The organism is Mesorhizobium sp. M7A.F.Ca.US.005.03.2.1 (assembly GCF_003997795.1).
GTDB lineage: Bacteria > Pseudomonadota > Alphaproteobacteria > Rhizobiales > Rhizobiaceae > Mesorhizobium > Mesorhizobium ciceri.
In genome coordinates this window covers 1-230 of sequence record NZ_RZRP01001661.1, presented here as the reverse complement: position 1 = coordinate 230, position 230 = coordinate 1, and the positions used below count along the sequence as shown (strand labels likewise).

Genomic DNA, 230 nt, shown 5'->3' with positions numbered 1-230 from the left:
GATGGCGCCGAGTCAGTCAGTGGCACTGGTTGGTCGCTCCGGCTGCGGCAAGTCGACGCTCGCCCGCATGATCCTGGCGCTGGATCGGCCGACATCGGGCTCGATCCGGTTCCGCGGCGGGACCATAACCGGCAAGAGCGAAGCCGAGCTGAAGCCGGCGCGACGCGATATGCAGGTCGTTTTTCAAGATCCCTATGGCTCCTTCGACCCGCGCCAGAAGGTGGAAAAAC

General features: G+C 64.3%; 1 protein-coding gene. It reads left to right on the top strand.

Going from position 1 to position 230, the window contains the following annotated elements; all coding sequences use genetic code 11:
• Positions 1-230, top strand: a 230-nt coding sequence (locus EN991_RS39685; protein WP_127370702.1) for an ATP-binding cassette domain-containing protein, incomplete at both ends; no start/stop codon positions are given.